This window comes from Streptomyces sp. NPDC056503 (assembly GCF_042794995.1).
Classification (GTDB): domain Bacteria; phylum Actinomycetota; class Actinomycetes; order Streptomycetales; family Streptomycetaceae; genus Streptomyces.
Genome location: NZ_JBHTST010000005.1, coordinates 66,352 through 91,957, shown reverse-complemented (window position 1 = coordinate 91,957; position 25,606 = coordinate 66,352). Strand labels below are relative to the sequence as shown.

At 71.8% G+C, this 25,606-nt stretch carries 26 protein-coding genes and 1 pseudogene; 16 read left to right on the top strand and 11 right to left on the bottom strand.

Annotated elements, in window-relative coordinates:
• Window positions 1-72 precede the first annotated feature (72 nt).
• Window positions 73-1,251, top strand: coding sequence for a DUF6745 domain-containing protein (locus ACFQ8C_RS02695; RefSeq protein WP_383451547.1), 1,179 nt, complete (start codon window positions 73-75; stop codon window positions 1,249-1,251).
• Window positions 1,252-1,429: 178 nt separating this feature from the next.
• Window positions 1,430-2,215 (top strand): SIMPL domain-containing protein, encoded by a 786-nt coding sequence (locus ACFQ8C_RS02690; RefSeq protein ID WP_383451545.1) that lies wholly within the window; start codon window positions 1,430-1,432, stop codon window positions 2,213-2,215.
• A gap of 18 nt (window positions 2,216-2,233) precedes the next feature.
• Here the strand turns inward: ACFQ8C_RS02690 and ACFQ8C_RS02685 are convergent, their stop codons facing one another.
• Window positions 2,234-2,839, bottom strand: coding sequence for a TetR/AcrR family transcriptional regulator (locus ACFQ8C_RS02685; protein WP_383451543.1), 606 nt, complete (start codon window positions 2,837-2,839; stop codon window positions 2,234-2,236).
• Window positions 2,840-2,895: 56 nt separating this feature from the next.
• The gene (locus tag ACFQ8C_RS02680; RefSeq protein WP_383451541.1) at window positions 2,896-4,074 is read right to left on the bottom strand and encodes a Glu/Leu/Phe/Val dehydrogenase dimerization domain-containing protein; all 1,179 of its coding nucleotides are present in this window, start codon (window positions 4,072-4,074) and stop codon (window positions 2,896-2,898) included.
• 111 nt (window positions 4,075-4,185) lie between these two features.
• On the opposite strand from ACFQ8C_RS02680, the gene ACFQ8C_RS02675 reads away from it, so the two are divergent.
• A complete protein-coding gene (locus ACFQ8C_RS02675; RefSeq protein ID WP_383451539.1) occupies window positions 4,186-5,427 on the top strand; it encodes an MBL fold metallo-hydrolase in 1,242 nt (413 codons plus the stop codon).
• 294 nt (window positions 5,428-5,721) lie between these two features.
• Entirely contained in the window at window positions 5,722-5,913 is a 192-nt protein-coding gene (locus tag ACFQ8C_RS02670; RefSeq protein WP_383451537.1) for a hypothetical protein, read from the top strand.
• Window positions 5,914-6,192: 279 nt separating this feature from the next.
• On the opposite strand, the gene ACFQ8C_RS02665 is transcribed toward ACFQ8C_RS02670, so the two are convergent.
• The 6 genes from ACFQ8C_RS02665 to ACFQ8C_RS02640 are packed head-to-tail and all read right to left on the bottom strand — an operon-like array spanning window position 6,193 to window position 11,197.
• Window positions 6,193-7,401, bottom strand: coding sequence for a DUF3500 domain-containing protein (locus ACFQ8C_RS02665; protein WP_383451535.1), 1,209 nt, complete (start codon window positions 7,399-7,401; stop codon window positions 6,193-6,195).
• 10 nt (window positions 7,402-7,411) lie between these two features.
• Window positions 7,412-7,798 (bottom strand): RidA family protein, encoded by a 387-nt coding sequence (locus ACFQ8C_RS02660; protein WP_383451533.1) that lies wholly within the window; start codon window positions 7,796-7,798, stop codon window positions 7,412-7,414.
• A 6-nt stretch (window positions 7,799-7,804) separates the two neighbouring features.
• Window positions 7,805-8,656, bottom strand: a complete 852-nt coding sequence (locus ACFQ8C_RS02655) for a fumarylacetoacetate hydrolase family protein (RefSeq protein WP_383451531.1) — start codon at window positions 8,654-8,656, stop codon at window positions 7,805-7,807.
• Window positions 8,653-9,123, bottom strand: a complete 471-nt coding sequence (locus tag ACFQ8C_RS02650; protein WP_383451529.1) for a nuclear transport factor 2 family protein — start codon at window positions 9,121-9,123, stop codon at window positions 8,653-8,655. Before ACFQ8C_RS02650 ends, ACFQ8C_RS02655 begins: the two co-directional genes overlap by 4 nt.
• A complete protein-coding gene (locus ACFQ8C_RS02645) occupies window positions 9,120-10,418 on the bottom strand; it encodes an FAD-dependent monooxygenase (protein ID WP_383451527.1) in 1,299 nt (432 codons plus the stop codon). Before ACFQ8C_RS02645 ends, ACFQ8C_RS02650 begins: the two co-directional genes overlap by 4 nt.
• A 32-nt stretch (window positions 10,419-10,450) precedes the next feature.
• Window positions 10,451-11,197: a dienelactone hydrolase family protein gene (locus ACFQ8C_RS02640; RefSeq protein WP_383451525.1), complete on the bottom strand. Its 747-nt coding sequence runs from the start codon at window positions 11,195-11,197 to the stop codon at window positions 10,451-10,453.
• Window positions 11,198-11,400: 203 nt separating this feature from the next.
• On the opposite strand from ACFQ8C_RS02640, the gene ACFQ8C_RS02635 reads away from it, so the two are divergent.
• The 5 genes from ACFQ8C_RS02635 (at window position 11,401) to ACFQ8C_RS02615 (ending at window position 17,684) form a co-directional block, all read left to right on the top strand.
• On the top strand, window positions 11,401-12,435 hold the full coding sequence (locus ACFQ8C_RS02635) for an ABC transporter permease (RefSeq protein WP_383451523.1): 1,035 nt from the start codon (window positions 11,401-11,403) through the stop codon (window positions 12,433-12,435).
• Between the two features lie 76 nt (window positions 12,436-12,511).
• Entirely contained in the window at window positions 12,512-13,675 is a 1,164-nt protein-coding gene (locus ACFQ8C_RS02630; protein ID WP_383451521.1) for a sugar ABC transporter substrate-binding protein, read from the top strand.
• Window positions 13,672-15,288 (top strand): sugar ABC transporter ATP-binding protein, encoded by a 1,617-nt coding sequence (locus ACFQ8C_RS02625; RefSeq protein WP_383451519.1) that lies wholly within the window; start codon window positions 13,672-13,674, stop codon window positions 15,286-15,288. The genes ACFQ8C_RS02630 and ACFQ8C_RS02625 overlap by 4 nt, the downstream gene beginning before the upstream one ends.
• Complete coding sequence (locus ACFQ8C_RS02620; RefSeq protein ID WP_383451517.1) at window positions 15,285-16,331, top strand: amidohydrolase family protein; 1,047 nt, start codon at window positions 15,285-15,287, stop codon at window positions 16,329-16,331. Before ACFQ8C_RS02625 ends, ACFQ8C_RS02620 begins: the two co-directional genes overlap by 4 nt.
• Before the next feature lie 24 nt (window positions 16,332-16,355).
• Window positions 16,356-17,684: a DUF3500 domain-containing protein gene (locus tag ACFQ8C_RS02615; protein ID WP_383451515.1), complete on the top strand. Its 1,329-nt coding sequence runs from the start codon at window positions 16,356-16,358 to the stop codon at window positions 17,682-17,684.
• 12 nt (window positions 17,685-17,696) lie between these two features.
• Here ACFQ8C_RS02615 and ACFQ8C_RS02610 read toward each other — a convergent pair whose 3' ends face one another.
• The gene (locus tag ACFQ8C_RS02610; protein WP_383451513.1) at window positions 17,697-18,356 is read right to left on the bottom strand and encodes a GntR family transcriptional regulator; all 660 of its coding nucleotides are present in this window, start codon (window positions 18,354-18,356) and stop codon (window positions 17,697-17,699) included.
• Between the two features lie 50 nt (window positions 18,357-18,406).
• Here ACFQ8C_RS02610 and ACFQ8C_RS02605 point away from each other — a divergent pair, with 50 nt between their 5' ends.
• Genes ACFQ8C_RS02605 through ACFQ8C_RS02585 form a run of 5 tightly spaced genes read left to right on the top strand, consistent with a single transcriptional unit; the run spans window position 18,407 to window position 22,290 of the window.
• Entirely contained in the window at window positions 18,407-19,162 is a 756-nt protein-coding gene (locus ACFQ8C_RS02605) for a hypothetical protein (RefSeq protein ID WP_383451511.1), read from the top strand.
• Window positions 19,163-19,191: 29 nt separating this feature from the next.
• Entirely contained in the window at window positions 19,192-19,875 is a 684-nt protein-coding gene (locus ACFQ8C_RS02600) for a GntR family transcriptional regulator (RefSeq protein ID WP_383451509.1), read from the top strand.
• Between the two features lie 2 nt (window positions 19,876-19,877).
• Window positions 19,878-20,663: a 2-oxo-hepta-3-ene-1,7-dioate hydratase gene (locus ACFQ8C_RS02595; protein ID WP_383451507.1), complete on the top strand. Its 786-nt coding sequence runs from the start codon at window positions 19,878-19,880 to the stop codon at window positions 20,661-20,663.
• Window positions 20,648-21,454 carry an HpcH/HpaI aldolase/citrate lyase family protein gene (locus tag ACFQ8C_RS02590; protein WP_383451505.1) on the top strand — a complete coding sequence of 269 codons (807 nt, stop codon included), beginning with the start codon at window positions 20,648-20,650 and terminating at the stop codon, window positions 21,452-21,454. The genes ACFQ8C_RS02595 and ACFQ8C_RS02590 overlap by 16 nt, the downstream gene beginning before the upstream one ends.
• 11 nt (window positions 21,455-21,465) lie before the next feature.
• Window positions 21,466-22,290 carry a siderophore-interacting protein gene (locus ACFQ8C_RS02585; protein WP_383451503.1) on the top strand — a complete coding sequence of 275 codons (825 nt, stop codon included), beginning with the start codon at window positions 21,466-21,468 and terminating at the stop codon, window positions 22,288-22,290.
• Between the two features lie 46 nt (window positions 22,291-22,336).
• Here the strand turns inward: ACFQ8C_RS02585 and ACFQ8C_RS02580 are convergent, their stop codons facing one another.
• The gene (locus tag ACFQ8C_RS02580; RefSeq protein ID WP_383451501.1) at window positions 22,337-23,557 is read right to left on the bottom strand and encodes a metallophosphoesterase; all 1,221 of its coding nucleotides are present in this window, start codon (window positions 23,555-23,557) and stop codon (window positions 22,337-22,339) included.
• 133 nt (window positions 23,558-23,690) lie between these two features.
• On the opposite strand from ACFQ8C_RS02580, the pseudogene ACFQ8C_RS02575 reads away from it, so the two are divergent.
• Window positions 23,691-24,074 (top strand): annotated as a pseudogene (locus ACFQ8C_RS02575) (MBL fold metallo-hydrolase); the annotation flags it as partial.
• Between the two features lie 173 nt (window positions 24,075-24,247).
• Window positions 24,248-24,430 (top strand): hypothetical protein, encoded by a 183-nt coding sequence (locus ACFQ8C_RS02570; protein WP_383451499.1) that lies wholly within the window; start codon window positions 24,248-24,250, stop codon window positions 24,428-24,430.
• A 15-nt stretch (window positions 24,431-24,445) separates the two neighbouring features.
• Here ACFQ8C_RS02570 and ACFQ8C_RS02565 read toward each other — a convergent pair whose 3' ends face one another.
• Window positions 24,446-25,564, bottom strand: a complete 1,119-nt coding sequence (locus ACFQ8C_RS02565) for a mechanosensitive ion channel family protein (protein WP_383451497.1) — start codon at window positions 25,562-25,564, stop codon at window positions 24,446-24,448.
• Between the last annotated feature and the right edge of the window lie 42 nt (window positions 25,565-25,606).

Genomic DNA, 25,606 nt, shown 5'->3' with positions numbered 1-25,606 from the left:
GCTCCGGCGGGACCCCGGCGGGGCTCCGGCGGGGCTCCGGCGGGACGCGGAAACGACAGGGACGGGATTCGGATGAGACTGAAGGAGCGGACGGACGTGGGGGACGGGGCGATGGACGAGGGCGGCGCGTACGGCGCGGGGGGAACGGCAGTGAAGGACGGCGACGCGTACGGCGCCGGGGGAGCGGCCGGGAAGGACGGCGACGCGTACGGCGGTGGGGGAGCGGCCGGGAAGGACGGCGACGCGTACGAGAAGTGGCGGGCCGTCGCGGCCGCCACCGGACCGGCCGACCGGACCGCCGTGGAGGCCGGGATCCGGCTGGCCTACGCCGCCGCCGGGCTGCCCGCTCCGGAGCGGGTGGTGTGGGCGGACTCGCCGTTCGCCGGGGTCGAGCGGGTCGCGGGCCTCGCCGACCGGGGCCGCTCGGTGCGGGAGGAGGTGCGGACCCTGCCCTGGGCGGAGGAGCGCCGCCGGCTCCACGACGCGCTCGGACCGGCCGGGTGGACGGCGCACTGGCAGGCGACCGGCGCCCGGCTCTGGGACCCGGCGCGGGCGCTCGCCGAGAGGATCAGGACCGGGATCCTGGACCGGCTCGGGGACCGGGAGGAGACCGGCGCCCTCACCGAACTCGCCGGGCGCGAGCTGCTGTACGAGGCCGTGCTCGGCCAGCAGGACGCCGCCTGGCTCGCCGCCTTCGACGGGCACGGCACGCGGCTCGCCGGGCTGGCCGCCGTCGCCGAGCAGGCCGGCTGGTGGTGGCCGTACGAGAAGGTCGCCGTCGTCTGCGAACGCCCCGTCGCACTGCACCGGGACGAGGCCGGCCGGCTCGACCGGGGCGACGGCCCCGCGCTCGCCCACCGGGACGGCTTCGCCCTCCACGCCTGGCGGGGCATGCCCGTGACGCCCGCCTTCCTGGCCGGGCTCACGGAGCTCACCCCGGAGCGGATCCGCGCGGAGGAGAACGCCGAACTCCGGCGCGTGATGCTGGAGTTCTACGGCTACGAGCGCTATCTCGACGCCTCCGGGGCCCGCCCCGAGGGCCGCGACGCGTCCGGCGTGCTGTGGCGGATCGAGCTCGGCGACGACGAGGACGTCGTCATGGTCGAGGTGGTCAACTCGACCCCGGAGCCGGACGGCAGCCACCGCACCTACTGGCTCCGCGTGCCGCCCGGCACCCGGACCGCCCGCGAGGGCGTGGCCTGGACCTTCGGCCTGGGCGCGGAGGCGTACGAGCCGCTCGTCCAGACCTGAACCGCCCGCCGCGGGTGCGCGGACGCCGCTCGGACGGAGAACCGCCGGTGGGGAGAACCGCTGGTACGGAGAGGTGAAGGGCGGCACCGGTCAGGAGTGGCGCCCGGGAGGCGGCGGCCCCGGGTGCTGGGATGTGCCCGCCGGAGCCACCGGCACCCCACCGTCGAAGGGACCGCCCGTGCCGCACCGCCCCGCGCCCGTCCTCCCGAACCGCGCCGCCCGCGCCGCCCGGCTGTTCGCCGGCACCGCCGTCCTCGGAGCGCTCCTCCTGGGCACCGCCGCCCCCGCGCTCGCCGCCGTGCCGGAGCGCCCCGCCGCGCGCGCCGCCGTCCGGGCCGAGGCCCCGGCGACGGTGACCGTCTCGGGCAGCGGCAGCGCCACCGCCGCCCCCGACCTGGCGATCCTCTCGGTGGGCGTGGAGGTCGCCAAGCCGACCGCGAAGGAGGCGATGGCGGCGCAGAACACCGCCGCGGAGGCGCTGCTCGCCGTGTTGCGCAAGGAGGGCGTCGAGGACCGGGACATCCGCACCGACAGCCTCTCCCTCAACCCCGTCTACACCCAGACGACCGGCGGCGAGTCCAAGGTGACCGGCTACCAGGCGAGCCAGAGCTTCTCCGTGAAGGTCCGGGAGATCGACCGGGCCGGGCAGGTCACCGGGGCGGTCAACGGCGCCACCGGAGACGCCGGCCGGGTCAACGGCGTCGTCTTCGACGTGGCCGACCCCAAGGAGCTGCGCGCCAAGGCCCGCGAGGCCGCCTACCGGGACGCGTACGAGAAGGCCTCCCAGCACGCCCGGCTGAGCGGCCACCGTCTCGGCCGGCTGGTCTCGCTGAGCGAGGGCGACTCGCTGCGGCCCGGTCACGGCACGATGCCGTCCCTGCCGGCCGACGAGCAGAGCGTCCCGCTCGCCCCCGGCGAGATCGAGGAGCAGGTCACCGTCTCGGCCGTCTTCGAACTCCTCTGAACCGCCCGCGCCGCCGGCTCAGGCCCCGGCCGCCGGGAGACCCACCTCGCGGTCGAGGGCCGCGTCCGCCCACTGGAGCATCGCCGCGCGGGGGAGGCCCCCGGCGTAGACCGTCGTCTGGACGGCGAGGCCGTCCAGATAGGCGGTGAGCCGCCAGGCGGCGCCGGCCGGGTCCGGGCAGGGGAACTCGCCGGCGGCGACCCCCTCCTCGATCACGGCGGTCAGCGCCCGCTTCCACTCCTGGTCGAGCGAGGAGGCGACCCGGCGCAGCTCCGGGTCGCGCAGTCCGGCCGCCCACGCCTCGATCCACAGCCGCCACCCCTTGGCCTGCCCGGTCGGGGCGTACCAGCGGACGGCGGCGCGCAGCCGCCGCTCGGCCGTCGAGCGGCGTCCGAGGATGCGGCGCAGCTGGGCGAGGTCGCCCTCGGCGGCGTGCCGGAAGGCCGCGGCGACCAGGTGTTCCTTGGTGGAGAAGTGGTAGAGCACCAGCGCGTTGCTGACGCCGAGGGCGGCGGCCACGTCGGCGATCCGGACGGCGGTGGCGCCCCGGGCCTCGATCTGCTCGACGGCGGCCCGGAGGAGTTCCTCGCGCCGCTCGGCCACGCTCAACCGCACTCTCGCCACGCCGAGCAGCCTACACAGCACATGCCCGAGTCATGATCGTCAACGGGCCGGGGGCGTCAGTACCAGCCGTACCGCTCCGCGATCACCGGCAGCCGCTCCGCCACCAGGGCGTGCGCCGCCGCGCGCGGCAGCGAGCCGTCGGCCTCCGCCCGGTCGAGCACCGAGCCCACCAGGGCCCGCATCGCGCTCCGTACCCGGGCGAAGGCCTGGTCCGCGTCGGCCTCGACGTCGCCGAAGAGCGTCCACCACCACCAGGCGTTGGTGCAGGAGTTGACCACCACGTCCGGCAGCACCGTCACCCCGCGCTCCGCGAGCGCCGCCTCGGCCTCGGGGAGCACCGGCATGTTCGCGGCCTCGGCGATCCAGCGCGCGGAGATCCGCTCCTGGCTCCGGGCGTCGATCGCGTACGAGACGGCCGCCGGCACCAGCACCTCCGCGTCGACGGCGAGCCAGGCGTCCCCGGGCTCCTCCCGGTCGCCGGGGCGCAGCGCCGCCCGGTCCACGGTGCCGTGCCCGTCCCGGGCGGCGATCAGCGCCTCCACGTCGAGCCCGTCCGGGTTCACGACCGTGCCGAGCACGTCGGCCACCGCGACGACCGTCAGCCCGGCCCGGGAGAGGAAGCGGGCGGTGGCCGCGCCCATGGTGCCGAAGCCCTGCACGGAGACCCGGGTCCCGGCGTGCGGCCGGCCGGCCCGGTCCAGCGCGACGAGCACCGACTCGGCCACGCCGAGCCCGCCGACCAGGGCGTCCAGGCCGATGCCGTCCACCTGGACGGCGAAGGCGTCCGCGAGCCGCTTCCGGGCCGCCGCCTCGTCCGGCAGGAGCGGGAAGACGGCCTGGACCGAGGAGTCGAGCCCGGCCTCGGCGACCGCGCGGTCCACCGTCTCCTGGGCGAGCCCGAGGTCCTCCCCGGTGGTCCAGAACCGCTCCACGTACGGCCGCATCGCCCGCAGGTAGCGGACCAGGACGCCGTACGCCTCGGGGGAGCGCGGATCGCAGTCGATGCCGCCCTTGGCCCCGCCCAGCGGCACGTACCGCGCGGTCGGGTCGTAGTGCAGGGCCTCCTTCATGGTCATCCCGCGGGCGAGACCGGCGACCTCCTCGGCCGTGCACCCCTCGCGCATCCGCAGCCCGCCGCTCGCCACGCCCCTGACCAGGCGGTCCACGACCAGATGGCCCCGGCGGCCGGTGACGTGGTCGGTCCAGGCGAGGGAGAGCAGCGGGGCGGCGGTCATGGGGTCCTCCGAGGCGGGTTACTGAACGTCGGTTCAGTATGGCCGACGGGGCGGGACGGTCACCGGTCCGGCCGCCCATAATGGAACGACCCCCAGAGATCAGGAGGTCCTGTGACCGGAACCGGCTCCGACCGTTCGCTGCGGGCCCGGCTGCGCGCCCTGCGGCCCGAGTCCTTCGGCGCCGAGCCCACGGGGGAGCGGCTGGCCCGCATCCACCGCTCGCCGCACTTCGCCGACGGCGTCTTCCAGAACCCCGAGAAGGCACGCCGAGGCCCCTCCGGCTCCACCGCCGACCTGATGAAGATCTACTTCGAGCGGGAGGCGCGCGCCCGCCGGGCCCCGGCCGGGGTGATCCCCGTCCACCCCACCACCGTGGCCGACCTGGCGCGTCCCGCCGCGAGCGGCCTGCGGATCACCTGGCTGGGCCACTCCAGCGTGCTCGCCGAGATCGACGGCGTGCGGATCCTCTTCGACCCGGTCTGGGGAGAGCGCTGCTCGCCCTTCGCCTTCGTCGGACCCAAGCGGCTCCACCCGGCGCCCGCGCCGCTCGCCGCGCTGGGGCCGGTCGACGTCGTCGTGATCTCCCACGACCACTACGACCACCTCGACCTGCCGACGATCAAGGCGCTGGCCTCCACGGACACCCTCTTCGCCGTCCCCCTCGGCGTCGGTGCCCACCTGGAGCACTGGGGCGTCCCGGCCTCCCGGCTGCGCGAGCTGGACTGGCGCGAGTCGACGGAGATCGGCGACCTCACCCTCACCGCCACCCCCGCCCGTCACTTCTGCGGCCGCGCCATCCGCAACCAGCAGCACACCCTCTGGGCCTCCTGGTCGGTCCGCGGCCCCCGCCACCGGATCTTCCACAGCGGCGACACCGGCTACTTCCAGGGCTTCGAGGCCATCGGCGCCGACCACGGCCCCTTCGACGTGACCATGATCCAGATCGGTGCCTACTCCGAGTTCTGGCCCAAGAACCACACGGGCTATACGCCGCTTCCCGGCGCGTGGCCGGACATTCACATGTCACCCGCGCAGGGCGTTCAGGCCCACCTCGACCTGCAGGGAGGTGGTCCGGGCGGGGTGATGCTGCCGATCCACTGGGCCACCTTCAACCTGGCTCCGCATGCCTGGGCGGAGCCGGGGGAGTGGACGAAGTACGAGGCTGAGGAGGCCGGCCAGGCGGTGGCGCTTCCCCGTCCTGGTGAGCCGTTCGAGCCTGCGGGGAAGCTGCCCGAGGAGCCGTGGTGGCGGGCTGTGTCGCATCCGATCGCGCATCCGTGGCGTCGCCCCCGGCCTGCTGAGGTCGTTGCCGAGCCGCGCAGCGACGATCTCGACCTCGCGCGCGAGCGGTGACGTCGATCGGGGACGACCTTGCCGAGGTCGTGCGGATGTTGGAGCGTCTCCCGTCCGAAGGGCGCGACCGTGTGTTGCGGGCATGGGACGGGGAACCTCGCAGAGAGCAAGCGGCCGTCGTCCAGCGGTTCAGACCCTTGCCGACCGCGCAGGACCCGTCGCGAGTTGTGGTCCGACCGCGCATCGTCGATCGCTGAACTGCAGTTTCGTGCGGATCTTCCGAATTCTTGGCGGTTCGTGGGTGTCGGGATGTGCCCCTCCAGCAGTCGGCCGGCGGAGGCGGTCGGGCAAGGCATGATCGAGTTCTCTGGGGACTGGTGTGGTGTGAGGGCTTGGCGGACCGATCCGACGTTCGCGATGTGCCGGGCGCTGGTGGACGGAGCGGATCCGGCCTCGTTCGCGGGAGGCGCGTTCGATGTGCGGGCGGTGGTAGCCGGCATCCGATCCGGGGCCTACAGCAGGTTGCTCCTCGACGCCGTCCCGTAGGGGAACTTCCCTCACGGCGACGATGTCCGGGAGGCCGTTCACCTGCTGCACACCGGCGAGGACCTCGCTGGCCACGCGACGGGCGTGCTGGGGGGCCTGTGTGCCAACGACAGTCGGGCCGCCGCCCTCGCCGTACCGTTCCTGATCTCCATCGCCACTGATGCCCACCACCCACACCGTGCCGCCGCCTACGCCCTGGCCACCGCCACCGCCACCGCCGCCGACCCCGACCACACGGTCCGAGGTCCGGCCTGCCGACCGACGCGTTCCGCGAGCCGGTCAGGGCTTCCTGTAGACCTCCGGGACGTACCATCCGCCAGTATCGAGAGGGGCCTCCTCGGTCGGCCGGTTCGACACGAGGCGGCGCCGCAGGTGCCGGCCGTCCGGGCCGTGCCGCGCGTAGTGGTCGAGCAGCAGGTCGTGGCCGAGGTCGTTGTTCAGGTCACGCCAGACCGCGTGGACGTGCTGGCCCGCGGCGACCGCGTTGTCGGCCTCGACGAGCAGGTCACGCGAGGAGATCCGGTAGTAGTGGGCGGTGTTCGCCCCGCGTCCGCCCGCCCAGGCGAAACGGAGCTCGTGCGGGTCGGCCGCGAGGACCTGCTCGCGGTACTGCCGGGACAGCTCGTCGGGACCGGTCTCCACGTAATAGAGGAGGAGGTCGCGTACGGCATCGAGCTGCTCACCGGTCAGGTCCGCGCCGCTGATGCCCGACGGGTCGGCCTTCACGAAGCGCAGCCGCTCGCGGTCCTCGTCGGTCGTCTCGTAACCGACGATTCCGAGGTCGACCCAGTCCGGCCATTCCTCGGCGCCGACGTAGGGCACTTGACGGGTGACGAAGTCGGCGGGCGCCACGTCGTGGATGACGGCCTGCTCCTGGGCGTCGGGGGAGAGCGAGTGCAGGACCGAGAGGGCACGGCGCTCGTTCTCACCCAGCGCGTCCAGCACGCCGGCGTCGACGGGCTGCGCCCCCATCGCGAGCGGCGTGACGGTGAGGTAACGCTGGGCGACGATGGTGTAGTTGAGGGAGAGGTGGTGGCCGATCACCCGCCAGCCCCACGTGTCCTCGAAGCCGGGCCGTCCCCAGAAACTGAACCAGTAGCCTTCGGGGTCGCGGAAGTTGCCGGCGAGGACGCCGAAGCCGCGCTCCACCACCTCGAGTTCGCGCAGCAGGTTCTCCGTGGCCATCACGGACAGAGCCTGACTGTAGCCGCGCATGCTGAGGCCGGCCTTGAGCAGCGAGTGCGCGATGACCTTCTGGTGTCGGTCGAGCGCGTGCAGCGGGACGCCGGCTCGGTCGGGCTTGGGGATGAAGTCCCAGTCGACACGGCCCGGAGCGTCCATGTCGGGCACGATCGCGGCGGCCTTGAGGTCGGGGCGGAGCGAGTCGAGCAGCGCCCAGGTGGCGAAGAGCATCCGTTTGATGGTGACGGGTGCCTCGTAGGTCACGGGGCCGGGCGGGGAGCCGCCGGGGTCGGGCAGGTGCTTCATGGTTCCTTCCTCAGTCGCTGAGCACGGCGAGCAGGTCGCAGTGGACGACGGCGCCGCGGTCGAGCCGGGCCGCGATCGCCTGCCGGGCGGGGCGGCGGGCGGGGTCGGGGAACATCGCCAGCCACTCACGGTTGAGTGCCTCGCGGTCGAGGGGGTCGGCGAGGTGGAACGTCATCTTGAGGATGTCGTCCGTCGTGCCGCCGAGCTCGGCCATCAGGGCACGGACGTGCGCGAAGACGTGCGCGAACTGCTGGTCGGCGTCGGGTGCCATCTCGCCGGTCACCGGGTCGCGGCCGGTGAGGGCGCCGGTCGCGACGAACGGGCCGATCCGGCTGGCGGCCGGGATCGGGTTGGCGTGACGGAACCCGGGGAGGTCGATGCTGGTGCGGATGCTCATGGCGGCTCAGCCCTCCGCGATGACGCGGTTCTCGATGTGACCGAGCCCCTGGATCTCCGCGCGGACGACGTCGCCGACCTTGAGGAACTCACCCCGCATCGCGCCGATGCCCGCGGGCGTGCCGGTGGCGAGGATGTCGCCGGGCATGAGGGTGAAGACCTGCGAGAGATAGGCGATCTGCTGGTAGATGTCGTGGACCATGTCGTTCGTCGGCCAGTCCTGGCGGACCTCGCCGTTGACGCTGAGGGTCATCCGCAGGTCGTGGGGGTCGGCGATCTCGTCGTCGGTGGTCAGCCACGGACCGATCGGACCGTGGGTGTCGAACGACTTGCCGAGCGTGAACGTCGGCGACTTCTTCTGCAGCCAGTCGCGGACCGATACGTCGTTGGTGACGAGGTACCCGGCGATGACCGACCGGGCGTCCTCGACGGGGACGTGCTTGCAGCGTCGGCCGATCACCACGCCGAGCTCGATCTCGTAGTCGAGGGCGTCGGACAGGCCGGGCTTCACGATCCCGTCGTAGGGGCCGGCGATGCAGGAGACCTGCTTGTTGAACCACATCTGGTTCTCCGGTATCGGGATGCCCGCGGCGCGCGCCTCCTCGGCGTGCTCCTTGTAGTTCATGCCGATGCCGAGGTACTTCTGCGGGTGGTCGATCGGGGCCTCGAGGACCACGTCGGCCAACGCGTGCGAAGGGCCGCCGGCCGCGAGGATCTCGTGCCTCAGCGACGGCAGTACGGGCAGGATCGACCGCAGTGACGTGCCGCCGACGACATCGGAGATGTCGGTGACCCGGTCGCCGTCGACGCGGCCCAGCCGGGTCGGTCCCTCCGGGGTGTGGAAGCGTGCGATCTTCACTGCTGTTCCTCCTGGGCGATCCTGTCGAGGCCGGCCTTCTCCTCGGCGGTGGGGGTCCAGACGTGCTCGCCGTCCGGGGTCATCTGGAAACTCACGAAGCGCCAGGCGCCGTCCTCGCAGCGCCGCAGCACCTGGATCACCTGGCCGGCGACCGTGCGCTCGGAGCCGTCCGGACTGCCGAGGCGGTTGACCAGGCGGCCCGTCACGATGGCGACGTCGCCGATCAGACGGATGACGAGCTCGCCGCGGGCGGCGTCCCTGTAGGGCGCGCGGGTGGCGACGTGCTCCAGGAGCTGGGCCTTCGTGTGGGTCAGGCCGGGCGCGTGGGTGTGGATCAGCGAGTCGTCGTACAGGTCGCGCAGCGCGTCGAGGTCGACCTCCCGCAGCGCCCGCTGACGGCGCTCCTCCACTTCGAGGATCGCCGCGCGCGTGGTCTCGTCCGCGAGGATCACCGGGGCGACGGTCATGCCTTGGCTCCGTACTCGTGGAGGTCGTCGGTGCGGTAGCCCGTCGCCTCGCCGGCCTCGAAGCCGGGGCGGGGCGAACCCACCAGGGCGTGGTACTTGCTGAAGATCGCGTCGGCCTCCGCGAGCGGGAGAACCTCTTCCACGTCGGTGAAGGGGGCGCCTCCGATGCGCTCGGCGACCATGCGGCGGATGACTTCGTAGCCTTCGCCGCGCATGTTCATCACGATCCGGTTGACGCCTTCGCGGCGGGCGGCGTCGTAGGCGACGAAGGCCGTGTGCGGGTCGTCCGGGGTCTCGGCGAGCTTCTGCACGACAACGCGGGCGTCGAGCATCGCCTGGGTGATGCCGTTGCCGCCGCGGGGGTACATCGCGTGGGCGGCGTCGCCGAGCAGGACGACCCGGCCGTCGACCCAGTTGTCGAGCGGGTCGTGGCGGATCAGGGGGAAGAGGTAGACCTCGCGGGCCTCGCGCATCATCCGCCGGATGTCGAGGAAGGGCAGCTCGACGGTGTCGAAGAGCGGGATGACCTCGCTGATGTCGCCGACCTGGTTCCAGTCCTCGATGGTCTCCTCGCCGTTGGTCTCGGCGACCCAGTTGACCAGGGTCTTGCCGGTGCCCTCGAAGTCGTCGGCGATGGGGTAGACGATCAGCGAGGCGATGTCGGGGTCGCCGATGTGCAGGATCGTGTGGCCGTTGCGGAAGGGTTCCATGACCGTGGTGCCGCGCCACATGGTGATGCCCGAGAAGTGCGGCTCGGAGAGCGCGGGGAACATCTGCTTGCGGATGGCGGACTTGATGCCGTCGGCGGCGATGACCGCCTCGTGGCGCACCTGCTCCGTGCGGCCGTCGGCGTGCCGGAGGCCGAGGGTCACGCCGGTCTCGTCCTGCGCGTAGCCGGTGACACCGGCGCCGAGGCGGATCGCGTCCGCGCCGAGCCGCTCGAGCGCGACCTTGTAGAGCAGCATCTGGAGGGTGCCGCGGTGCACGAAGCGCTGCTCGTGCAGGTAGCCCATGTGCACGCCGCACTTCTCGGCGTAGATCTCCTGGCCGAAGTGGTTGTAGAAGATCGAGTCCTCCGCGTCGACGGAGATCGCGCGGAACTCCTCGAGCAGGCCGAGGTCGTCGATCTCGGCGGTGCCGACGGTCTTGATGTCGACGCCGACGCCGAGCGGCCTGAGTTCGGGCACGACCTCGTAGACGGTCGGGCGGAAGCCGCTCTGGTGCAGGCGGAGCGCGGTGAGCAGGCCGGCCGGTCCGGCGCCGATGATCGCGACGTCGAGATCGGTGGTGGTCATGTCGTTGTCCTCGTCGTGTAAGGGGATGGGGGTCAGGAGGCCGGAGCGGAGAGCTCGGCGAGGAAGCCCGTGGTGGCCTCCCGGGCACGCGCGGCGCTGCGCGCGTGGTAGGCGATCCGTGCGGGCTCGGGGGAGTCGGCGGCCTTCGGACTGGTGAAGGCGTGGGTGGTGCCGCCGTAGAGGTGGAACTGGTGGTCGAGCCCGGCGGAGCTCAGGTGTTCTTCGAGCCGGCGTCGCATGGCGGGCGTCGCCATCGGGTCGTCGGCGCCGATCATCAGCAGCACGGAGGCCGACCCCGGAGTACTCCAGTCCTGATCGAGCAGGTCGAGCCCGGGGTGCACTGCGGCGACGCCGGCGACGACGGCTCCGGTGCGGAGGTACTCGAGCGCCGAGGAGCCGCCGAAGCAGTAACCGAGGAGGGCCAGTGGGCGGCCGGTGAACTCCGACTGCCCGTCGAGCGCCGCGTGGGCGGCGGCGACGCGCCCCAGCCACCGGTCACGGTCCTGGGCCATGGCGCCGATCAGCGGTCCGATCTCGGTGCGGGAGGAAGGCGTGGACCGCTCGCCCCACAGGTCGGCCAGAAACACCGGATGTCCGGCCTCGGCGAGCCGGGTGGCGTTGCCGATCATCTCCTCGCTGATGCCGAAGGCGTCGTGGAGGAGCAGGACCGCCACGGCCGAGGAGGTGTCGGCGGCTCGCTCCCGAGGTGCCACCACCTGGCCCAGCATGCGGGTCCCTTCGTGGTGGTACTCGACGTCACGGCTGGTGGTGCGGGTCACGGTTCCTGCCTCTCTGAGGATGCGTGGTGGTGTGCGCCACACGATGAGCCGAAACCGTAGAGGGAATCGTGTACGATTTCAACCACGATTTGAGTTGCTACAGGTCTTGCGTTACAGGCGATTGTGTATATGGTTTCGCACACGATCCTGAAGTGATCGGCTTCATAGCCCCGTACGTACCAGCCAGGGAGCGCCCCGATCCCATGTCCGAGATGCACACGGCCGCCCGGCCGACCACCGGCCTGACAGCGCCGCCCACACCGGTCCCCGCCTCCGTGAAGCGCAACGGCGGCGTGGTCTCGTTCGCCTCCCGCTTCGCCGTCATCGGCGTCTGGATCGCGCTCGCGGTCCTCTTCGCGGTCCTCCGGCCCGACACCTTCATGACGTCGGGCAGCTTCAAGGTGATCTTCGGCAGTCAGAACCAGGCGGCGCTCGTCTTTCTGACCGCCGCCCTGCTCTGCACGATCATCGTCGGCGAGTTCGTCGACATGTCGGTCGCCTCCAACTTCGGGCTCGCGGCCATCATGCTGACGATCCTCCACGTCAACCACGGGTGGGGCGTGGGAGCGGCGGCGCTCGCCTCGCTCGTCCTGTCCACCGCGGTGGGTGCCGTGAACGGCTGGCTGGTGGTCAAGGTCGGCGTCAACACCATCGTGGTGACGCTCGGCATGGGCACCTTCCTCCTCGGGATCGCGCTGTGGGTCTCCGACCTGATGCCCGTCAGCGGTCTCCCCACGGATTTCAAGGACATCGCGCTCCAGCCGGTCGCCGGCCTTCCGATCAGCTTCTTCTACGGGCTCGCGCTCATGCTCGTCTTCGCCTATGTCCTGCACTTCACGCCGCTGGGCCGCACCATGCGGTTCGTCGGTGAGAACCGTGAGGTCAGCCGGCTGGCCGGCGTTCGCGTCACGAGGGTCCGCATCGGGGCCTTCACGACCGGGGGGCTCATCGCGGGCGTGGGCGGTGTGCTCTCCGCCGCGGCCACCGGCGGTTTCGACCCGAACGTGTCGCAGAGCTACCTGCTGCCGATCTTCGCGGCGACGTTCCTCGGCACGGCGATCCTGCAGCCGGGGCGGTTCAACCCGATCGGCACCCTCATCGCCGTCTTCTTCCTGGGGACCGGCGTGCTCGGGCTCCAGCTCCTGGGCGCGACCTCGTGGGTCACGAGCGTCTTCTACGGCGGCGTCCTCGTCGTCGCCGTCACCATCTCGACCGTGCTGCGCAACCGCTCGCGCTGATCACCCGCCGGCCGCTCTCCCGCACCAGCGGCACCCCCGTCACCGCGTCATTCTCAGCAAACACCGGAGTTTCGCCATGAGATCTGCACGTCCCGCCTCTCGTCGGCGCGTCCGCGCCTGGACCGCAGCCGCAAGCGTCACCCTCCTCGCCGGTTCCCTCGCCGCCTGCGGCGGTGAAGCGGAGGCCCCCGCGTCCACAGGCGCCGACGGCTCGGTTTCCGCGGTCGGCGACAAGTCGGCCGCCGCGATGAAGCCGCTGGACGCCTACCCCGTCCCGACGGAGAAGCTCGACGACGTCGACTCCGTCGCCGGCAAGACGATCTTCTACGTCCCGATCACCAAGCAGGCGCCGCAGTTCACCACCACCGAGAAGACCCTGGCCGCGGCCGCCGAGGCCGTGGGCCTCCGCCTCCAGGTCTGCGACGGCAAGGGCACGCCGACCGACATCGGTGGCTGCATCGGCCAGGCGACGGACGCCAAGGCCGCGGCCATCATCGCGGACGCCATCCCGTACGCGCTGGCGGCCAACGGCCTCGACACCGCGCAGAAGGCCGGCATACCGGTCGTCATCAGCAACCAGGTGCCCGACCCGTCCCACCCGGCCTCCAAGACGCTCACCTGGGTGCCCGTCCCCGGGAGCGAGCAGCAGATCCGTCTCTTCGACTGGATCGTCTCGGACTCCCAGGGCAAGGCCAACATCCTGATCAACCAGAGTTCCGACGGCCCGTCGCCCGCCCGCTACGTCGCCGACGGCAAGGCCGCGCTGCAGAAGAGCTGTCCCGGCTGCAGGCTGACGACCAACAAGGTCACGTCCTCCAACTTCGCGCTCATCCCGTCCTCGACCAGCGCCGTACTGCTGAAGGACCCGACCATCACCTACGTCGACTCGCAGTTCGAGCAGTACCTGCAGCCGACCCAGGGCGGTGTCCAGCAGACATCCCGCACGGACGTCAAGGTCGTCACCGGCTCCGCCTCCCTCGGCGGCATGAAGGCCCTCAAGTCCGGCTCTCTGTCGGCCGTCACGGCCCAGGCCGCGGCCTTCCAGGGCTGGGTCGACACGGACGCGGCGCTGCGCCTGATCCTCGGCCGGCCGGTGCCGGAGTACGCCATCCCGACCCGTCTGTTCACGAAGGACAACATCGGCGACGTCCAGCTGACCGAGGAGGCCGAACTCTCCGGCGAGTGGTTCGGCCCGGCGACCTTCACCGACGACTTCAAGAAGCTGTGGGGCGTCGCGTGAGCGGGGACCACGACCAGGCTCCGGCAGGGCAGGCGGTTCTCCCGCAGGCCCCCCGGCTCGCCGTCGAGGACGTCACCATGACCTTCGGCAGCGCCGTGGTCCTGCGCGACGTCGCCATGGACGTGCGTCCCGGAGAGATCCACGCCCTCATCGGGCAGAACGGGTCGGGCAAGTCCACCCTCGCGAAGATCCTCACCGGCCTCTACCGCCCCGACCCCGGCAGCCGTGTCACGGTCGACGGCGTCGACCTGGACCTCCCCATCCGTCCCGACGAGTCCCGTGCCGCAGGAGTCGCGGTCGTGCACCAGAACCTCGGCCTCGTACCGGACGCCACCGTGCTGGAGAACACCCGGCTCGGCCGGTTCAAGGGTTCGCGCTTCCTTCGCCGGATCGACTGGAAGGCCGAGGCCGCGGCGACGCAGGCCGTCTTCGAACGACTCGGTTCGCACCGCATTCCGCTCGACACCAAGGTCGCGGATCTGCACGAGGACGAGAAGGCGGTCGTCGCGATCGCCCGTGCGGTACAGGACCTCGAGGACGGCCGCGGAATCATCATCTTCGACGAGTCGACGCGTGCCCTCGGCCGTGAGGCGCTCGAACGCTTCTACGTCCTGCTCGACCGCATCGTCGCGACCGGCACCTCGGCCCTCCTCATCACGCACCGCCTGGAGGAGGTCGTGGAGGCCGCCGACCGGGTCACCGTGCTTCGCGACGGCGGGATCGTCGTGGCCGGCAAGGACGTCGAGGGCATGACGAAATCCGACCTCGCTCACCTCATGCTCGGGCGCGAGGTCGAGGGCCTCGAACACCGCACGGCGACCGACGCCGCGCACGACGCCGAACCCGTCGTGGTCGACCGCCTCGCGGGACGCCACGTGCGCGAGCTGTCCCTGCGCATCCGACCCGGTGAGGTCGTCGGCGTCACGGGCCTCGCCGGATCGGGACACGACGACGTCCCCTACCTGATCAGCGGCGTCAGCGAGGCGAAGGGCGGCACCGTGACTCTGCCCGCGGGGCAAATCTCGCTCACGGGCCTGACGCCGGCCTCGGCGATCAAGAGCGGCATCGCGCTCGTCCCGGAGGGCCGCGAGTCGGCCGGTCTCGTGGGAGGGATGACCGTGACGGAGAACATCTCCTTCCCGCAGACCTGCACCGCGAGCGCCGCCGGCACGGTGCGGCCGCTGCGGAGCGAAACCGAGAAGCAGCTGGCGACCGAATGGATCGAGCGCCTCGACGTGCGCCCCCCGTGGCCGCACGCCGTGCTCAAGAACATGAGCGGGGGCAACCAGCAGAAGGTGCTCCTGGCCAAGTGGCTGGCGACCGACCCGGCACTGCTGGTGCTCCACGAACCCACCCAGGCCGTCGACGTGGGCGCGCGCAAGACCATCGTCGAGGCGGTCCGCGGGGCCGCTCACGAGGGCCGCGCCGTTCTCGTCGCCAGTTCCGACGAGAACGAGCTCGCGCTGCTGTGCGATCGCGTCCTCGTCTTCAACGACGGCGTCGTCGGACATGAGCTCACGGGTGAGCTCACACCGCACGACATCGTCCAGACCCTTTACACCGACAGCTCGCGCACCAAGCTGCGCGAGCGCACCTCGCAAGGAGCGTCATGACGGTCGTCGACATCAACATCCACCACCTGCCCGAGGACCTCTTCACCAACGAGAAGATCCTCAACGGCTTCCTCAACAGCGCGCCGCGCGGCTTCGGCGAGATCGCCAGCGTCATCACCATGGAGGACGGCAAGAAGCAGCTGGTCCTGGAGAAGCCGAAGGGCTACCCCAACCTCAACTATGTCGAGGGCGACTACTCGACCGAGGCGAAGCTGAAGGCCATGGACGACGCCGGCGTCGACTACGGCATCATGCGGGTCCCGGTCTGGCAGGAGTGGCTCGGCCTCGAGACCTGCAAGGCGGTCAACGACAACGCCGCCAAGATCGTCGCCGAGTCCCATGGCCGCCTCTTCTCGACCGCCTGCGTCCCGCCGTGGGGAGGAAAGGAGAACGTCTACGAGCTCGAGCGCTGCCTCGACAACGGCGCCGTGGGCGTCCAGCTCGCCTGCCACTACGGCCAGGTCTACCTCGACGACGAGGCGTTCAAGCCCTACCTCAAGGTGCTGAACGACAAGAAGGTCCCGGTCATCGTCCACCACACGCCGCTCCCGGTGGAGTGGAAGTCGGTCATCGACTACCAGAACTTCCGCCGTGAGTACGGCCGCATCATCGACCAGGGCATCGCGGTCGGACGTGAGCTCTTCAGCGGCATGTTCGACGAGTTCCCCGACCTCAAGTTCACCCACACCATGCTGGGCGGCAACTGGTTCGCGGCCACGGCCCTGCTCACCCCGCACGCCCCCAAGGCCGGCGAGGCGATGCAGCGCCTGTCGACGACCGGTGGCGACAAGATCAAGCAGTACCTCGAGAACAACATCTTCTTCGACCTCACCCACCCGCACTCGTGGGGCAAGGTCCAGGTCGAGGCGGCACTGCAGATCAACGGCGCCGACCACTACATGTTCGGCTCCTCGTTCCCCGTCTTCCGCTCCTGGATGAGCCAGGGCGTCGACTTCGTCAAGAACGAGCTCGACATCAGCGACGCCGATCGCGAGGCCGTGCTCTACGGCAACGCCAAGAAGATGTTCAACCTCCCGATCTGACCCGCACCGGAACAGAGTGAGATCATGAGCGCCACACCCGACGAGGACATCGACGGCTTCTTCACGACCGCCCGCACGACGGGCCGTGAGGAGACGGTCGAGCTCACCGACGAGAGCTACCGCACCTTCCTGCCCGACCTCGACGACCCCCAGCTGGCCGAGGTCCGCGGGATGACCTACGAGGAGTTCGCCCAGGACCGCTACCGGGCGCCCTTCCTGCGCGACCTCCTCGTCCACTGGGACGGCCTCTACCGTGAGCCGTTCGTCGGGGTGACCTCCGACGGCGCGGTGCGCCAGGGGCTCTACGCCCTGCCGGACACCGCGTCGCCGGGCACCGGGAGCGAGCCCGTCGAGGCGGCCCGCCGCCTCCTCGCGATGCTCACTCCCGGTGAGCTCGACGCGGTGCGCCATGACATCGACGCACCCCAGTGGCGGGCGTGGAGCAACCCCGAGTTCATGGTCTACCGCGTGGGACTGCGGATGGAGGTCCTGACCGACGACAAGACGGCGGCGATCCACGACGTCCTCCGCGCGTCGCTGAGCGCCGACGGCTACGCCAGGGTTTCGGGTGCGATGGAACTCAACGGCTATCTGGGCGAACTGGCCGGCCTGCCCACGATCATGAACCGCCACAGCTACTGGTTCTCGGTCTTCGGCGACCCGTCCACAGACGTGCGGGGCGAGCCGTGGGGCTGGCAGCTCTTCGGCCACCACGTGGCCCTCAACTTCGTCTCCGTGGGGGGCCGGCACGTCATCGCACCGGTCTTCCTCGGAGGCGAGCCCGCGCTCGTGAACGACGACGAGGCCGGCGTCCACGAGCCGCTCTTCACGACGCGGGAGCGGCTCGCCCTCGAACTGGCCGGCTCCCTCAAGGGCGTTCAGCGTGACCGGGCCGTCGTCTTCGGGTCTGTCCTCGACCCGGCGATGCCCGAAGGGCGACTGCACCCCGCCGACGAGCGGCACGTCGTGGGCGCGTTCCGTGACAACCGGGTGGTTCCGTACGAGGGGATCCCGGCGAGCGAACTCGACACCGCCCAACGCGATCTGCTGCGCCGCATCGCCGCCGACTGCCTCGACCTGCTGGTGGAGGAACAGCGCGAAGTCACGCTGGCGGAGTACGACGCGCACGTCGACGAGACGTGGTTCTCCTGGTACGGCGCGACGGACGGCTCGCAGCCGTTCTACTTCCGGGTGCACAGCCCGGTGCTGATCGCCGAGTTCGACCACCACGCCGGCGTGTGGCTGACCAACAGGCTGCCCGCGCGGTTCCACGTGCACACGACGCTCCGGCACCCCAACGGCAACGACTACGCCAAGGCGCTCATCGCCCGGTGGCGCGAGCGCGGCGAGTGACCCGTGCCCCGTTCAGAACCGCTGGTCGGGCAGGGTGGCCTCGTACTTGGTGACCGCCTCGATGGTGTTGATCTCGTGCTGTTTCGCGGCCGCCTCGACGGCCTCGGCCGACGCGCCCGACTCGATGAGCTGGAGGATGCCCTCGTGCTCGGCGATCGCGGCCTGGGCGCGGCCGGGGGCGTACCAGAAGGCCGACCTGCGGACGATCTCGAGCCGGGCCCATTCGTTGTCGACTATGTCGACGAGGCGGCGGTCGGGGCAGCGGCACGCGAGCAACCGGTGGAACTCCCGGTTGAGCCGGCCGAAACGAGCCGGATCGAAGCCGGCGAGCGCCTCCTCCATCTGCCGGTTCAACGTGTGGGCCGCCGTCAGGTCGGCCCTGGTCAGATGGGGCGCCGACAGTGCCGTGGCGTAGCCGCCGAGGCGCGCGACGATCTGCAGGCCCCGCTGCCACGCGTCGGTGTCGAACGTCGCCACCAGCGCACCGACGTTGGGCACGATCTCCACCCAGCCCTCGGCCTCGAGCCGGCGCAGCGACTCGCGCCACGGCACCGAGCTGATCCCGTGCTCGCGCACGAGCTGGTCGATGACCAGGCGGTGCCCGGGTCCGTAGGTGCCGTTCATGATCCGTTCCTTGAGGATCATGAATGCCTGCTCAGCCTTGCTCGCCATGAAGGCGATCCAACCACAATTCCGTACACGATGTGGGAGCGAGCCCTCCTTTGAACACCACACCCGTCTCTCACCTGTCCCCGGCGCTGCGGGCGAAGCTCGCGACGGCGCCCGTCGCCGGGCTCTCGGCCCAACTGCGCCGCAAGGGCCTCGAAGGCGTCTTCGTCGACGGCGTCCGTCCCTTGGCGGCGGGACAGAAATTCGTGGGCACCGCCCGGACGCTGCGTTTCGTCCCCTTCCGCGAAGACCTCTTCAGTAGCCACGGCGGCGGCTACAACGCGCAGAAGCGCGCCTTCGACTCCGTGGAGGAGGGCGAGGTCCTCGTCATCGAGGCCCGCGGCGAGAAGGGATCGGCCACGCTCGGAGACGTCCTCGCGATCCGCGCCCATGCCCGCGGCGCCGCGGCCATCGTGACCGACGGCGGGGTGCGCGACGCCGAGACGGTGGCCGCCATAGGCATCCCCGTCTTCACGGCAGGGCCGCACCCCGCCGTACTCGGCCGCAAGCATGTCCCGTGGGACGCCGACCTCACCATCGCGTGCGGCGGTGCCACCGTGCAGCCCGGGGACATTCTCGTCGGTGACGCCGACGGGGTCGTCGTGATCCCGCCGGGGATGGCGGAGGAGATAGCCGACGCCGCCATAGCCCAGGAGGCGGAAGACGGCTGGATCGCCCGCAAGGTGGCCGAGGGGCACCCCGTCGAGGGGCTCTTCCCGATGAACGCGCAATGGCGGGCGAGGTACGAGGCCGAACGCTCCGCCCGGACGGAAGCGGCGCCGTCGGACACCGGGCGGGCCACCTCGTGACCCGGACCCGGACCCGGCCGGCACAGGCCGTGAGCAAGTCGCGGATCGCCTACGAATGGATCCGGGAGCGGATCACGTCCGGGGCTTTCGGTCCCGGCTACCGCCTCGTCCTGTCGACACTCGCCGCCCAGCTCGGCATGAGCGTGGTGCCGGTCCGCGAGGCCATCAGCCACCTCACGGCCGAGGGCCTGGTGACCTTCGAGCGCAACGTAGGAGCGAGCGTCTCCATGGTCGACCCGGACCGTTACATCCACACGATGCAAGTCATCACCGTGCTCGAAAGCGCGGCGACGGCGCTCTCGACGCCCCACCTCACCCGGCCGGACCTGGCGCGCGCCCGGGAACTCAACACGGCGATGCGCGGCGGGATCGGCGACTTCGACTTCCGGCGCTTCAGCGCGCTCAACCAGGAATTCCACCGCACCCTCTACTCCAGGTGCCCCAACCCCCGGCTCCTCGAGATGGTCGACGCGGAGTGGTCCCGGCTGGGCCACCTGCGCGACTCGATCTTCGGGCTCGTCCCTCACCGGCCCCGGGAGTCCGTGTGCGAACACGACGCCCTGCTCGACCTCATCGAGGAGGGCGGGACGCCCGACCGGATCGAGCAGGCCGTGCGACGGCACCGCACCGGCTCCCTCGACGCCTTCCGCACCCACCACACCCCCGGCGCCCACGGCCCCCATCGCGGCGACCGAGTCGACCAAGGAGCCTGACCTTGCTTCCCGACCAGACCCTCGCCGACCTCGCCGCCGAACTCGAGCGCGCGCACGCCGATCGCGCCGTGCTGCCACGCATCACCGCCCGGTACCCCGAAGCGACCGTCGAAGACGCGTACGCCGTCCAAGGGCTCTGGCGCGACCGGCGGATCGCGGCCGGCCGCCGCCTCGTCGGCCGCAAGATCGGTCTCACGTCCAAGGCGATGCAGGCGGCGACGGGCATCTCCGAACCGGACTACGGCGTGATGTTCGACGACACCGTCCGGGACAACGGCGCGGTCGTGCCGTTCGACGAGTTCTCCAACGTACGCGTCGAAGTCGAGCTCGCCTTCCTGCTCAAGGCGCCGCTGGAGGGCCCCCACTGCACGATCTTCGACGTGCTCCGCGCGACGGAGTACGTCGTCCCGGCGCTGGAGATCCTCAACTCCCACCTGGAACTCGAAGGACGCACGATCGTCGACACCATCGCCGACAACGCCGCCTACGGGGGCCTGGTGCTCGGCGGCACCCCCCTCGCCCCCGACGCGGTCGACCTCCGCTGGATCTCCGCGCTGCTCTACCGCAACGAGACGATCGAGGAGACCGGCGTCGCCGCCGGTGTGCTGAACCACCCCGCCACGGGCGTCGCGTGGCTCGCCAACAAACTCCACCAGCACCACACCGGGCTCGACGCAGGCGAGCTGGTCCTGGCCGGCTCCTTCACCCGACCCCTGTGGGTGTCACGCGGAGACTCGGTGCTCTGCGACTACGGAACGATGGGAACGATCTCGTGCAGCTTCCGGTGAACCTCCCGGCGACCTTCCGCGAGGCGCTCGCCGCCTCCGACCGCCCCCTGATCGGCATGTGGGTGTGCAGCGGCAGCCCGCTCGTCGCCGAGATCTGCGCGGGCAGCGGCCTCGACTGGCTGCTGATCGACATGGAGCACGGGCCCAACCAGCTCGAATCGGTGCTCGCGCAGCTCCAGGCGGTCGCCGCCTACCCGGTCAGCCCGCTCGTCCGCGCACCGGGCCTGCTGCCGGTCATGATCAAGCAGATCCTCGACCTCGGTGCCCAGAACATCCTGCTGCCGATGATCGACACCCCGGAGCAGGCCGAGGCCGCGGTGCGGGCGGTGCGCTACCCGCCGCGCGGCGACCGCGGCATCGGATCGGCTCTCGCGCGGTCGGCCCGATGGAACCGCGTCGACGACTACCTCGCCGACGCCGACGACCACGTGTCGCTCTTCGTCCAGATCGAGTCGATCACCGCCGTCGGGAACGCCGCCGAGATCGCCGCCGTCGACGGCGTCGACGGCGTCTTCGTCGGCCCGTCCGACCTCGCCGCGTCGATGGGCCTGATCGGCCGGCAGACCCACCCCGACGTGCTGGCCGCGGTCCGACGCGCCTTCGAGTCCGTCCGCGGCGCCGGCAAGCCCGTCGGCGTCAACGCCTTCGACCCGGCCGTCGCATCGGCCTACCTCGAGGACGGCGCGTCGTTCGTCCTCGTCGGCGCCGACGTCGCCCTGCTCGCCCGAGGCTCCGAAACCCTGACCGAGCGATTCATCGCCACGCCCGGACCCGACCGCGCCGACAAGTGAAGGAGCACCTCTTGTCCCTCCCCCGGAACCCCGACCGCCCCCGAGGCCAGAGCCGTTCCGGCGGCCCACGCCGCCGACCGCCACGCCAGGTCGAGGTCGTCGACGTCACGCCGCTGACCTCCCGCATGGTGGCGGTGCTGTTCGCCGGCGATGCCCTCGCCGGCTTCGCCGAGCCCGCCCCGACAGCGCACATCAAGCTCTTCCTGCCCGACGCCGAGGGCGACGTCGCGCGCCCGGTGGTCGGTCCGGACGGCCGCCTCGCTTGGCCCGACGGCCGCCCGACGATGCGGACGTACACCCCCCGACGCTTCGACGCCGAGGCGGGCACCCTGGAGGTCTGGTTCGTCCTGCACGGCGACGGCCCCGCCGCGCGGTGGGCCGCGCAGGCCAGACCCGGCTGCCGCGCCGCCATCGGCGGCCCGGGCGGCCGCTTCTCCGTCGACCCGACGGCGTCCTCGTGGTGGATCGGCGGCGACGAGAGCGCCCTGCCCGCGATCGCCACGCTGCTCGAAGCACTGCCGGACAACGCCACCGGCCGGGTGCACCTCGAAGTCGAGGGCGCCGAGCCCCGCATCGACCTGCCGGCGCCTGCCGGCGTCGAGGTGACCTGGCACGGCCGGGTGGACGAGCCGGGCGCCGTCCTCGTCGACGCGCTCCGCCGGGCCGGTCTCGGGGACGACACGCACGTCTGGATCGCCTGCGAGGCGTCTGCGGTCCGCAGGGCCCGGTCGTACCTCCTCGACGACCGGATGCTGCCGCGTCCTCAGGTGACCACACGCGGCTACTGGCGCGTGGGCGAGGCCGACCACCCCGACCACGACTTCGGCGAGGACTGACGGACATGGCCGCCCCGTCCCGGCGGATGTGTCGGCCCGTTCAGCGCTACGGGCAGGTGGGCGGCTGCGGGGAGCGGAGGACGAGCAGGGTGATCTCGCTGGGGGCGAAGACGCGGAAGGGCGGGCCCCAGAAACCGGTGCCGCGGCTGGTGTAGAGGAGGGTGCGGGCGCCGTGGCGGCTCAGGCCGGCGAGGGCGGGCTGGTCGAGGCGGACCAGGTGGTGGAAGGGCCAGATCTGACCGCCGTGGGTGTGGCCGGAGAGCTGGAGGTCGATGCCGTGTTCCGCCGCGCGGTCCACGAACTTGGGCTGGTGTGCCAGGAGCAGCACGGGCAGGTCGGGGTCGGTTCCGTTCAGGGCTCCGGCGAGGTGGGCGCGGTGGCCCGCCAGGCCGGAGGACTCGGCGGTGACGTCGTCCACGCCGGCGACCACGAGGGTGTCGCCGCCGCGTTCGAGCAGCAGGTGGCGGTTGCGCAGCGGCTGCCAGCCCAGTTCGTCCATCAGGTCGACCCAGCCCTGGGCCTCGCTGTAGTACTCGTGGTTGCCGGTGACGTACACCCGGGCCCGGGTCGCCCGCACGGTGCCGAGCGGTGCGGCCTGGGCGCGGCGGCGTTCGGCCGTGCCGTCCGCGATGTCACCGGTGTGGCAGACCAGGTCGGCCTCCAGGGTGTTGACCGTCTCGCACACCCGTGCCGACCAGCGGGCCCGGTCCAGGGGGCCGTAGTGGGTGTCGGTGATGAGGGCGACGCGGAAGCCGTCCAGTCCGGGGCCCAGCCGCGAGAGCGGTACATCGAGTCGGCGTACGCGGGGCACGCGGCGGGCCTCGGCGTACCCCCAGGCGAGCAGTACGGCGGTGACGCCGAGGACGGCCCAGGTGACGATCCGGGCGCGGTCCTGGCCCTCGCCGACGCCGGCCACGGTCAGGGCGAGCCGCAGGAGGACGCCGAGCAGGACGGACCAGGTGAACAGGACCCAGCTCGCGCCCAGCAGGGTGTCGCCGACGATCGCCGCCCGGTCCTGCTGACGCCGTCCGTGGCCGCGCGCCATCGCGAACGGCATCCCGACGAGTCCGAGGACGAACAGGGCGGTGCCGAGCAGAGTGGCGGGCAGCGGCCAGTTCTGGCCGCCGTACAGGAGCACCCAGCAGGGCACGGCGAACAGGAGGACAGGGGCGATCAGGGGGACGTGACGCATCAGGCGCTGCAGCCGGCTCTGCCGCTGCACGGGCGCATTACCCTCGACGGGATGGGTGTCGCTGGTGTCGGTCACGTTTGCCTCCCCGACCGGGCCGCTGTCCCGCGCACTGTATCCGTTCGCCTCGCGACGGGTCGGATGGGCGTTCACGGAAGCGCGCTCAGGGAGCGAAGAGGAACGGTGGATCCGTATGCGCCGACGGGTCGTCGGGCCTCTGCTGGCTCCAAGAATCAAGAACGGCTTCTGGCCCGACATCCCCATGACGCCCGCCGAGGGCGTCCGCGCCCACCTGGACCTCCAGGGCGGCACGCCCGGCGGGGTCCTGCTGCCGATCCACCGGGGCACCTTCAACCTCGCCCCGCACCCGTGGGCCGAGCCGGGCGAGTGGACGCGGGACGCGGCCGGCGAGGCCGGCCAGACGGTGGCCCTGCCCCGCCCCGGCCAGCCGTTCGAGCCCGCCGGAAAGGTGCCGGGCGAGACGTGGTGGCGGACGGTCTCCCAGCCGATCGCCCGCCCCTGGCGCGACACCCGCCCGGTCCCCGACGCCCCCGAGGCGCCCCGGCGCGACCTCGACCTCGCGGGCGACCGCTGACGGCGGGGCCGTACCGCCCCCGCCCGGTCCGGGCCCGCCCGCCTTCCACCGCTCCTCCGCGACCTTCGCCGAAGGCCTTGTCGCCGAACCGGGACATTCCGGAGCTCTGACCCGTCCGGCGGCCGGGTAGGAACCGGGCAGGGGAACAACGCACCGTGCGGCAAGGGGGAACCGTGGGTGAAGTGGTGGTCGTCATCGTCGTCGTCGTGCTCGTCTGCGCCTTCCTCGGCACCGTCTTCGACTCCTCGCCTGACTCCTCGCCGGGCAAGGAGAAGGACAAGGACGGCGGGGCCGGAGGCAGTGGCGGGGGTGGCTGCGGTGGCTGCGGAGGAGGCTGCGGGGGCTGCGGCGGGTGACCGCGGTCCGGGCCGTCAGCCGGAGCGCTCCGGGAGGCCGTCGCGTTCGGGGAGGCTGTCGCGTTCGGGGAGGTCGTCGCGCTCCGGGAGTCCGTAGGGCCCCGGCGCCTGCCCCGTGACCACCTTCGGGAGGGCGGCCGGGTGCTCCCGGGCCAGCCAGCGGACCAGCTCCTCCCGCACCGCGCAGCGCACCGTCCACAGCTCGTCCGGGTCCTTCGCCGTGACCAGCGCGCGGACGGTGATGCCGGTGGGGGAGGTGTCCGTCACGGAGAGGTCCCAGCCGCGCCCGTCCCAGCTCGGGCACGCGTCGAGGAAGCCCCGCAGGTGCTCCCGGAGCAGCGGCACCGGCGTGGTGTGGTCGCAGTGGAGGAAGACCGTGCCGGTCATCTCGGCGCCGCCCCGGGACCAGTTCTCGAAGGGGCGGGAGGTGAAGTAGGAGACGGGCAGCGTGACCCGCCGCTCGTCCCAGGTGCGGACGGTCAGGAAGGTGAGGGTGATCTCCTCGACGAGCCCCCATTCGCCGTCCACGACGACGGTGTCGCCGATCCGGACCATGTCGCCGAAGGCGATCTGGAAGCCCGCGAAGAGGTTGCCGAGCGTCGACTGCGCCGCCACGCCGGCCACGATCCCGATGATCCCGGCGGAGGCGAGCAGCGAGGTGCCCAGCGCGCGGAACGACGGGAAGGTCACGAGCGCCACCGCGCAGGCGATCACCCCGACGGCCACCGACACGACCCGGGTGATCAGCGTGACCTGCGTCCGCACCCGGCGCACCCGGGCCCGGTCGGGCGTGCGCCCGGCGTAGCGCGCGTACGAGGACTCCACCAGCGCGGAGGCGAACCGCACCGTCAGCCAGGCGCCGCTGCCGATCAGGCACAGCACCCGGATCCGGGCCACGGTCTCGGCGTGGTCCTGCGCGGGCGCCCACTCGGTGAGACGCACCGCCCATCCGAGCAGCGCCGTGAACAGGACGACGAAGAGCGGCGCCCGACAGCGCCGCAGCAGCCCCCACAGGGGTGTGCCGGGCCGCCGGGCGTCCGCGCGGCGGGCCGCCAGGTCCGCGACCCGTACGACGGCGTACGCGAGCAGCACCGCGCCGCCCAGGGCGATCATCAGACGCAGCGAGTTCTCCATGTCCTCCGCCTCACCGCCGGAGCCGCGGTCAAACAATTCCGC

Bases quoted from the DNA above. Each gene is read 5' to 3' on its own strand.
- ACFQ8C_RS02695 (WP_383451547.1), top strand. From the start codon at position 73: ATGAGACTGAAGGAGCGGACGGACGTGGGGGACGGGGCGATGGACGAG.
- ACFQ8C_RS02680 (WP_383451541.1), bottom strand. From the start codon at position 4,074: ATGACCGCCGCCCCGCTGCTCTCCCTCGCCTGGACCGACCACGTCACC.
- ACFQ8C_RS02670 (WP_383451537.1), top strand. From the start codon at position 5,722: ATGATCGAGTTCTCTGGGGACTGGTGTGGTGTGAGGGCTTGGCGGACC.
- ACFQ8C_RS02665 (WP_383451535.1), bottom strand. From the start codon at position 7,401: ATGAAGCACCTGCCCGACCCCGGCGGCTCCCCGCCCGGCCCCGTGACC.
- ACFQ8C_RS02660 (WP_383451533.1), bottom strand. From the start codon at position 7,798: ATGAGCATCCGCACCAGCATCGACCTCCCCGGGTTCCGTCACGCCAAC.
- ACFQ8C_RS02650 (WP_383451529.1), bottom strand. From the start codon at position 9,123: ATGACCGTCGCCCCGGTGATCCTCGCGGACGAGACCACGCGCGCGGCG.
- ACFQ8C_RS02645 (WP_383451527.1), bottom strand. From the start codon at position 10,418: ATGACCACCACCGATCTCGACGTCGCGATCATCGGCGCCGGACCGGCC.
- ACFQ8C_RS02635 (WP_383451523.1), top strand. From the start codon at position 11,401: ATGTCCGAGATGCACACGGCCGCCCGGCCGACCACCGGCCTGACAGCG.
- ACFQ8C_RS02630 (WP_383451521.1), top strand. From the start codon at position 12,512: ATGAGATCTGCACGTCCCGCCTCTCGTCGGCGCGTCCGCGCCTGGACC.
- ACFQ8C_RS02620 (WP_383451517.1), top strand. From the start codon at position 15,285: ATGACGGTCGTCGACATCAACATCCACCACCTGCCCGAGGACCTCTTC.
- ACFQ8C_RS02615 (WP_383451515.1), top strand. From the start codon at position 16,356: ATGAGCGCCACACCCGACGAGGACATCGACGGCTTCTTCACGACCGCC.
- ACFQ8C_RS02610 (WP_383451513.1), bottom strand. From the start codon at position 18,356: ATGGCGAGCAAGGCTGAGCAGGCATTCATGATCCTCAAGGAACGGATC.
- ACFQ8C_RS02565 (WP_383451497.1), bottom strand. From the start codon at position 25,564: ATGGAGAACTCGCTGCGTCTGATGATCGCCCTGGGCGGCGCGGTGCTG.